We start from the raw sequence: 7,761 nt of genomic DNA, 5'->3' as shown, positions 1-7,761 counted from the left end.
CAGAGGCCGGAGCCAGAGCCGAAGCAACAGCCGGAGCAAAAGCTGGGCTCCTGAGGGATGGCGGGGTGGGGGGGGGGGGGGGGGGGGGGGGGGGGGCGCGGGGGGGGGGGGGGGGGCCCCCCCCCCCCGGCGGCCCCCCCCCCCCCCCCCCCCCCCCCCCCCCCCACCCCGCCTTCGACAGTTCCTCTCGACCTGCAGTAGATCCACGCCATACGTGGATGAATCTCCATCGGAATCGAATATTTCGAATTGGAATCGAAAAGCATCCACGCATCGCGACGGATCTGCCGTGTCGACCAAGGTCGACGCCTACCAACAGCCGCGGGAATCTGTCAGAGGCGGGGCGGTGTGGGTTGGCAGGACCGTTGGCGCCCTGGATGGCGCCATCGAGCCCCCATGGACGGGTTTACGGCGTGTCCTGCCAACCCACACCGCCCCGCCACCCCTCAGTAAACCCGCTGTTGCCGTTGCTCCGGCTCTGGCCTCTGCGGGTGCCGGGCGCAGCCCGGCCGTAACCCCTTACTTTTTTGCGCGCGGCTGGTTCAGCGGTTCCATCGCGCGGAAGCGCTGGCTGTACTCGTCGGTCAGATTGCGTGCTTCCTGGCTGTTGCGCACGATGCTCGGTGTCAGCAGCACGATCACTTCGGAACGACGGCTGGTACGGCTCTTCTGCCCGAACAGCGCGCCCACCACCGGAATCCGGCTCAGGCCAGGAATGCCACTGCTGCCATCGGTGGCCGTGTCGGTGATCAGGCCGGCCAGCATGATGGTGTCGCCGCTCTGCACCGCCGCTTCGGTCGACAGCTTCTTGGTGGAAATCCGCGGGTTGCAGTTGCGCTCCTGCGGGTTGCAGTTCTCCGGCACGTTCGAGGCGCTGCTCACTTCCTGCACGATGTCGAGGAACACCGTGCCGTCGCGGGTCACGCGCGGGCGCACCTTCAGGATCACGCCGGTGTCGATGTACTGCACCGAGCTGTAGCTGCTGGTACCGATGCCGGTGTTCACCGTGGTTGTATTGATCGGCACCTTGTCGCCCACGTTGAGCGTGGCCTCGGCATTGTTGCGCACGAACACCGAAGGGGTCTGCAACAGGCGCACATCGGTGACCTTGTCCAGCGCGCTCACCACCGCTGCGCCGTTGTGGCCGGTGAACGCCCAGCCGACGCCCTCGGCGCCCGTCACCGCACCCGCGAAGGTGCTCCACGACCCACCTGCCGCCGGCGGCAGGGCCAGCGCCCCCAGCGCACCGCCGAGCGCACGCCCGGCCACGGCATTGTCGAAGAACCAGTTCACACCGTACTTCAGGTCGCCCTCCAATGCGACTTCGGCCACCTGCGCTTCGATATGTACCTGCAGCGGCATCACGTCCAGCTTCTCGATTACTTCACGGATCGAGCGCCAGGCCTGCGGGGTCGAGCGCACCAGCAGGGTATTGGTTTCCTCCACCGCCGACACGCCCACGCGATCGCCTTCCACTTCCAGGCTGACGCTGACATTGCCGGACTGGCGCTGCGGCAGGTTCATGCTGCCGTTGCCGGTGCCACTGGAACCACTGCCCGGCGTCGAACCGAAATTGCTGCTGTTGTTGCTGTCCATGCCACGCTCACCGTCGCTGCCCAGCTGCGACGGCATTGCACCCGGTGCCAGCGAGGCCGGGCTGGAACCGCCGCGGTTGCCGCTGCTGGCGAAGGCTTCACTGAGGCGTTCGGCCAGATCGCGCGCCTTGATGTAGCGCAGCTCATAGGAGAACAGGCGGGCGCTGCCACCGGCGGTGTCGATGCGGTCCAGCCACTGCTGGATCTGGTCCAGGTAACGCACCTGCGGGGTGATCACCAGCACCGCGTTGGCGTTTTCCAGCGGCAGGAAGCGGAACATGCCGGCGCTGGGCGTCTTGCTCTCCTCGCCGAACACCTTCTCCAGGTCGGCGGCCACCTGCTCGGCCTTCCCCGACTGGATCGGGAACACGCCCACCGACATCCCCGACAGCCAGTCGACGTCGAAGATCTCGACGGTGCGCATGTAGTTTTCCAGCTCGGCGCGGGTACCGCCCAGGGTGATCACGTTGCGGCCGCTGTCGACGTTGACGATGGCGTTGGGGCGCGCGTACGGCTCCAGCACCTTCTTCATTTCAGTTGCGGAGATGAACTGCAGCGGGATCACCCGCACCTCGAAGCCACGCGCGCTGGCAGCCGGCGCCGTGCTCGGTGCGACGGTACCGGCCAGCGCCTGATCGGCGGCGACGATGTTGTAGCGGCCGCCGCTGTAGACCATGCGGGCATTGTTCCAGCCCAGCACCATTTCCAGCAGGTTCAATGCCTGCGCCGGCGATACCGGCTTGGGCGTTGCTAGCGTGACCGTGCCCTGCACCCCCGGTGCGATCACGTAGTTCTGGCCCAGCATGTCACCGAGGATGGCCTTGACCACCGCATGCACCGATTCGCCTTCAAAATTGAAGGTTGCTTCACCGGTGCTGGCGCCATGCAGTGCCGGAGCCGGTGCGCGTGCTGCTTCGCGGTTGATCATGGTGCCGGTGCCACGGCGGATCACCGCCTGCGGAGCGCCCTGGGCGTCACGGGCAGCGTCAGCGGCGACTTCGGCCGCCTGGCCGGCCTCGGCAGTAGGCGACAGATTGCCCTTGCGCTGCACATGCGGCGCGGACACGGTGCTGCAGCCGACCAGCAGCGCGAGGGCAAAGGACCAGGGAAGGAAACGCAGGCTCATGCATTCACTCTATCGGTTGGTGCCATCGCCCGGGGGCGGCGACGGTTGTTGCTGCTGTTGTTGTTGCTGCAGCTGGCGGCGACGGGCCTGGATGCGTTCGCGGATGGCCTGCATCTGCGCTTCGCTGGGGCCGTTGTTGTTGGCAGGCGGTGTGGCGGCCGCCGCAGCCGAGGATGCTGGCGCACTGCCAGCAGGCGACGGCGATGCGGTTGCCGCAGCTGGCGGCGGTGCCGGCGGAGCGCCTGCCGGGGGCGGCACAACGATCGCACCGGCCGGTGGCGCACCGTTGGCGCCGCGCAGCACGGTCGGCGGTTCACCCCCCTGCCCGTTGAATACCGCCAGTTCCAGCACCTGGTTGCCACCGGGGCCGATTACGGTGGCCTGGCGCGGCTGCAGTGCGACCAGCTGCCAGCCGTCGACGGCTTCACCATTGAGGCGCAGGCGCAGCGAGCGGTTCTGTTCGGTGGTGAAGGTGGCCATGCCGAAGTCGCCGGTCAGCAGCACGCCGGTCAGGCGCAGCGCGGCGCTGGCGGCGGGCTCGCTGCCGCCGAGCAGGTAGGGCTTCGGCCTGCGGTCCTCGGCGAACAGCGGTCGCTCGCCGATCGCGCTGTAGCTGTCGGCGCTGGCCATGCGTTCTGCAGCCAACGGCGGCAGCACCGGCAACGAAGGCACCGCATCGGCATCACCGTCCGCACTTGGCAGCTGGCTGCCCAGACCGAAGCCGGTGGCCAGCCAGACCGCTGCCGCCCAGCCGGCCAGTGCCAGCAGGAAGCCGGTGCGAAGGCTGATCTGCTCAAGCTTCATCGGCCACCTCCTGCCCTTCTTCCGGCGCAGCCGGTGCGGCGGCCGGTGCAGGTGTGGCCGAAGGCGGTTGCGGCGCCGCGCCCGGTTCGGCTGCAGGTGCCGGCGCAGCGCCATCGGCCGCAGCACCGGGCAGCAGGTAACCGGCCAGTTCGAACGACACGTCCAGGCCGAGCCCTGATTCGTTAGGCGACTGCTGGAAGCGCTGCGCGATCAGGTTGAGGTTGTCGACGAACAGGCGCGGGCTGCCGGTTTCCAGGCTGTGCAGCACCGTGGCCAGTTCGGCCACACCGCAACGCAGGCGCACCTGCATGGCCACGCGCACGAATTCGGCGTCACGGCGGTTGTCGGTCAGTGGCGTGCGGTTGCTGATGGTGCAGCTGCGGTTGCCCGGGCTGGCCATCGCCACCGCATCCTGCAGCTTCGCGCCCAGCGCAGCGGCCGCAGCTTCGGCGGTGGCTTCGCGCAGGAAGCCCGGCCGCTGCTGCAGTGCCTCGCGGGTGGCGCGCAGGCGCTGTTCGATCTGCGGCTGCTGCTGCAGCTGCGCCTGCACGCGCTGCTCGCGCTCGCGCAGGGCGGCCACGTCGGCGTCGATTTCTCGCAGTGGCTGGGTGAACCAGGGGTGCACCAGCAGCAGGTAGGCCAGGCCCAGCACTGCCAGCAGCAGCGCCAGTGCCAGCCAGCGGTCACGGCGTGCGCTTGGCATCGGCATCGGCCGCCTCCCGGGTCGGGGCCGCAGCCGGCAACGGCTGCAGTTCGGCGGTCATGGTGAAGCGGTCACGGCCACTGGCGGCGCCATCGGCCTGCAGTACGCCGGTCAGATTGACCTTGCGCCACTGCGGTGCGTCCTGCAGCAGCTGCACCAGCTGCGAGGCCTCGCGGCTCAGGCCGATCAGCTGCAGGTTGTTGTTCTCGATGGCCAGCTTTTCCAGGTAGGTGCCCTCCGGCAGGCGCCGGGTCAGTTCATTCCAGATTTCCACCGTTCCGGCGCGCTGGCTGCGCTGCTTTTCCAGGAACGCGGCACCATCGATCAGCGCCTGCAGCTGCGCGCGTTCGCTGGCGACACCACGCGCACTGCGTGCACTGCGCTCGACCTGCGCACGCAGTTCGTCGGCGGCGGCGCGGCGGTTGTCGAGCAGCTGCAGGGCCGCCAGCACCAGCATCACCAGCGCGGCCACGCCCAGCAGCACATTCCAGCGCCGCGTCGGGTCCACCCGCAGCTGGCGCTGCCCCGGTGGCAGCAGATTCACCTGCAGGGGTTCACCCTCGGTGTCGATGGCATCGACACCGGCCAGTGCATCGGCCCATTCGCCCACGCTGGCCCGCCACGCCTCAAGCTGGCGCAGTGGCCAGGCGATCAGCTCGACCTGCAGCTGGCCCTCGGCGGCACCCCCGAGTTCACGCACGTCATAGCTGACCTGGCTGGATTCGAACGGCGTCTGGCGGTCGATCTCGAAACCGACCACGGCGCGCAGCCGGTCGGCCGCAGCCGCAGGCAGGCGCAGATGACGACGCAGTACCTCGCTGGCCGGCAGCAGCCACACCCGCGGCAGGCTGCGCAGTCGCGGTTCCAGCACGCGGTCCAGTTCGGCCGGCGACAGCGGCCATGGCACGCTGGCAACTGCTTCGCGGCGTTCTCCGGCCTCTCGCCAGACCTGCAGCTGGTCGCCCTCGCACTGCAGCAGCAGGCGTGCCTGTGCCCAGCCCAGCGCCCACTGCCAACGAGCCGGCACCCAGGCCAGCAGCGATTGCCGCCACCAGCGCAGGAAACGGCCGACGCCGGGGCCGATCCGGCCCTGCACCTGCCGCACACTGTCCTGCCATGCCGTCATCTTGCTGTCATTCCCTGCTCCCAGCGAAGCACTGTGTAGGACCGCCCGGGAACCCCGCCCGAGCCATTGCGTACCACTGCCTGCAACACCGACCGGCGTCCACTGCCGTCGGTTGCACGAGACTCGATACTATAGGTGCCGCTGCTGCTGGCAAGCGTTGTCGCACCGCCAGCGGTATCTGCGTCACGCTCCTGCTGTGCGCGCTGGGCCAGCACGGTATCCGCATCCAGGCCCAGTGCGGTCAGCACCGGCGCGCTGGCGAACTGGGGATCCGGGCGCGCCTGGCGGCTGTACAGGGTCAGGTGCGGCAGCATGGCCTTGTACAGTGGGCCGCGCATGCCCAGCACCCGCTGCAGTTCACCGAGCGTCTCGAAACGCTTGTTGCGTGGGCCATACGGCATGCCGGCCGCCGCATAGTCCGGTGCTTCGGCACCGCCGCCCGGCTGCAACAGGCTGTCTTCATCACGCCAGTCGACGATGGCACCGGCCAGCTGCCGCGCCGCCGCTTCGTCTTCGCCCAGCGCCTTGAGGAAGGCGGTCAGCAGGGTCACGTCGGCCAGGTTCAGGTTGATCTTGCCGTTCTCGTCCAGCACCTTGATCTCGATGCTGGCGTCATCGAACTGCCAGCGGTAGGTCCGGCCATCGGCGCGCCAGGGCGCCCGCAGCGGATCGGCGGACAGGCGCAGCAGCGCGTACTCCAGGCCGGCGCGCGCACGCTCCTGCCCGCGTGCATCGTCATCCAGCACGCGCTGCTGCAGGTGTTCGACCCGTGCGCTCAGCGCGAACGCGCCGACCAGCGCGGTCATCAACGCGATCAGCCACAGCACCAGCACCAGCGCTGCGCCACGTATCCGGTTCACCGTGCACCTCCGCTGCCACCGGCGCGCGGCGCCACCACCAGCGTGGGCCAGGGCGCGCCCTTGGCTGGCACGATCTGGATCTCCACCAGCATAGGCAGGCGACGGGTGTCGTCCCAACGCGGCATCCAGTCGGTCACCTGGCCGGTGCTGGCATCGATGCCGCGATAGCGCAGTTGCACCGACTTCAGGTTCTCCACCAGCACTTCCGGCGGACGTGGTGGATTCTCCGCGATGCGCTCGCCTTCCTGCAGCAACACCAGGTCCAGCAGCAGGCGCTGCTGGCCATCGCGGCCGTCCACCTGCAGTGCATGCAGGTACGATCCGCCGCGACCGAGATAACCCGGCAGATCCGCGGCGAACAGCATGCGATTCTCTTCACCCTGGAAGAAGATCGGCTCGCGGGTGGGATCAGGCGCTTCGAGCGGCGTACGCAGCGCGCCTGCCAACTGCCGACGCAGCAACGTCTCCACTGCGCGCATGCGTTCACTCTCGGCAGCGATCTGCTCGCCGCGCTGGCTGACCGCCATCGCCGAGCGCACGCTGGCGAACGCCAGGGCCAGGCCACCGGCCAGCAGCACCGTGGCCAGCATCACTTCAACCAGAGTGAAACCCGAGGTGCGGCGTTTCATCGCGCGCTCTCCAGGTCCGGCGGCAACAGGCGCAGGCTGCGCCAGCGCAGCTGCTCACGTTCACTGTCGCCCCAGCGCACCTGCAGCTGCAGCTCGGCCAACCAGGGGGCACCCGGTGATTGCGATGGTGCCTGCGCCACGTTGCCGGCGCGTGGCTCCACCCACGGCTGCACCTGCAGCTGCCAGTGGTAGCGCCCCTGTTCCCAGTCCCCCTGCTGGCTGCCGACCTGCAGTGGCGAGGCAACACCGGCTTCGGCCAGCAGCGACTGCGCATGCAGCGCCGCGCGCGTGCGCAGCTCGGCGTCGCGCACCTGTTTGGCGCCACCTGAGAGACTCCCCAGCAGCAGGGTCAGCGCCAACCCGAGCAGGGCGAAGGCGATGATCACTTCCAGCAGGGTGAAGCCACGGGTGCGCCGCTTCATTGCGACCGCCAGGGGCCGGAGCGGACCTCGCCGGTCAACCAGCCAACATCGATGCGCCATTCGGCATCGTCACGCTGCAACCGGATGCGGCCACCGCTGGAACCGCCATCGGGGTGGAACTCGATCACGCCCTGCCCCGGCGCGGTGGCCAGCTGCGCGGCACCTTCGAACTGCACCTGCAGCTGTGCCGGCACGTCACCGTGGCGCTGGTTGGCGCCTTCCCAGCGCCGCTTTGCCGGCTCGATGACAAAGCGCTGCGGCTCGCCGCGGGCGATCGCCTGCGCGCGCACCATGCGCAGCTGGTTGGCGATGTCCTTGCCGGCGCTGCGCAGCTGCATGCCGGCAAAACCGCGCGACAGGCCAGCGGCCGTGATCAGGCCGATCGCCGCGATCAGCGCGATCACCAGCAGCATTTCCAGCAGCGACAGGCCAGCCGCACGCCTGCCGTGCAGGCGCGGGCGTGGCAGCCGGCGCGGCAGGAAATGGGTCATGCCGG

8 protein-coding genes are annotated in these 7,761 nt (G+C 69.1%); all 8 read right to left on the bottom strand.

Annotation, left to right across the window (positions count from 1 at the left end; all coding sequences use genetic code 11):
* Positions 1–519 precede the first annotated feature (519 nt).
* From gspD to xpsH, 8 genes are read right to left on the bottom strand one after another with little or no spacing between them, the layout of a single operon-like run.
* Positions 520–2,721: a type II secretion system secretin GspD gene (gene gspD / locus V3B46_RS18475; protein ID WP_154262266.1), complete on the bottom strand. Its 2,202-nt coding sequence runs from the start codon at positions 2,719–2,721 to the stop codon at positions 520–522.
* 9 nt (positions 2,722–2,730) lie between these two features.
* Positions 2,731–3,525, bottom strand: coding sequence for a hypothetical protein (locus V3B46_RS18470; RefSeq protein ID WP_329892574.1), 795 nt, complete (start codon positions 3,523–3,525; stop codon positions 2,731–2,733).
* Complete coding sequence (gspM, locus tag V3B46_RS18465; RefSeq protein WP_032130127.1) at positions 3,515–4,234, bottom strand: type II secretion system protein GspM; 720 nt, start codon at positions 4,232–4,234, stop codon at positions 3,515–3,517. Before gspM ends, V3B46_RS18470 begins: the two co-directional genes overlap by 11 nt.
* Positions 4,209–5,354, bottom strand: a complete 1,146-nt coding sequence (locus V3B46_RS18460) for a PilN domain-containing protein (protein ID WP_329892573.1) — start codon at positions 5,352–5,354, stop codon at positions 4,209–4,211. Before V3B46_RS18460 ends, gspM begins: the two co-directional genes overlap by 26 nt.
* Positions 5,351–6,214, bottom strand: a complete 864-nt coding sequence (locus tag V3B46_RS18455; RefSeq protein WP_329892572.1) for a type II secretion system minor pseudopilin — start codon at positions 6,212–6,214, stop codon at positions 5,351–5,353. The genes V3B46_RS18460 and V3B46_RS18455 overlap by 4 nt, the downstream gene beginning before the upstream one ends.
* Positions 6,211–6,843, bottom strand: a complete 633-nt coding sequence (locus V3B46_RS18450) for a type II secretion system protein J (RefSeq protein WP_329892571.1) — start codon at positions 6,841–6,843, stop codon at positions 6,211–6,213. The genes V3B46_RS18455 and V3B46_RS18450 overlap by 4 nt, the downstream gene beginning before the upstream one ends.
* Complete coding sequence (gene xpsI, locus V3B46_RS18445; RefSeq protein ID WP_329892570.1) at positions 6,840–7,265, bottom strand: type II secretion system protein XpsI; 426 nt, start codon at positions 7,263–7,265, stop codon at positions 6,840–6,842. Before xpsI ends, V3B46_RS18450 begins: the two co-directional genes overlap by 4 nt.
* A complete protein-coding gene (gene xpsH / locus V3B46_RS18440) occupies positions 7,262–7,756 on the bottom strand; it encodes a type II secretion system protein XpsH (RefSeq protein WP_049443607.1) in 495 nt (164 codons plus the stop codon). The genes xpsI and xpsH overlap by 4 nt, the downstream gene beginning before the upstream one ends.
* Positions 7,757–7,761: the final 5 nt, after the last annotated feature.

Origin of the sequence: Stenotrophomonas sp. SMYL11 (assembly GCF_036320005.1) — a bacterium.
Lineage (GTDB): Bacteria > Pseudomonadota > Gammaproteobacteria > Xanthomonadales > Xanthomonadaceae > Stenotrophomonas > Stenotrophomonas maltophilia_A.
This window is presented reverse-complemented; position numbering and strand designations above follow the sequence as displayed.

Excerpts from the sequence above, each read along its gene's own strand:
- gspD (WP_154262266.1), bottom strand. The coding sequence starts at position 2,721 with ATGAGCCTGCGTTTCCTTCCCTGGTCCTTTGCCCTCGCGCTGCTGGTC.
- V3B46_RS18470 (WP_329892574.1), bottom strand. The coding sequence starts at position 3,525 with ATGAAGCTTGAGCAGATCAGCCTTCGCACCGGCTTCCTGCTGGCACTG.
- gspM (WP_032130127.1), bottom strand. The coding sequence starts at position 4,234 with ATGCCGATGCCAAGCGCACGCCGTGACCGCTGGCTGGCACTGGCGCTG.
- V3B46_RS18460 (WP_329892573.1), bottom strand. The coding sequence starts at position 5,354 with ATGACGGCATGGCAGGACAGTGTGCGGCAGGTGCAGGGCCGGATCGGC.
- V3B46_RS18450 (WP_329892571.1), bottom strand. The coding sequence starts at position 6,843 with ATGAAACGCCGCACCTCGGGTTTCACTCTGGTTGAAGTGATGCTGGCC.
- xpsI (WP_329892570.1), bottom strand. The coding sequence starts at position 7,265 with ATGAAGCGGCGCACCCGTGGCTTCACCCTGCTGGAAGTGATCATCGCC.
- xpsH (WP_049443607.1), bottom strand. The coding sequence starts at position 7,756 with ATGACCCATTTCCTGCCGCGCCGGCTGCCACGCCCGCGCCTGCACGGC.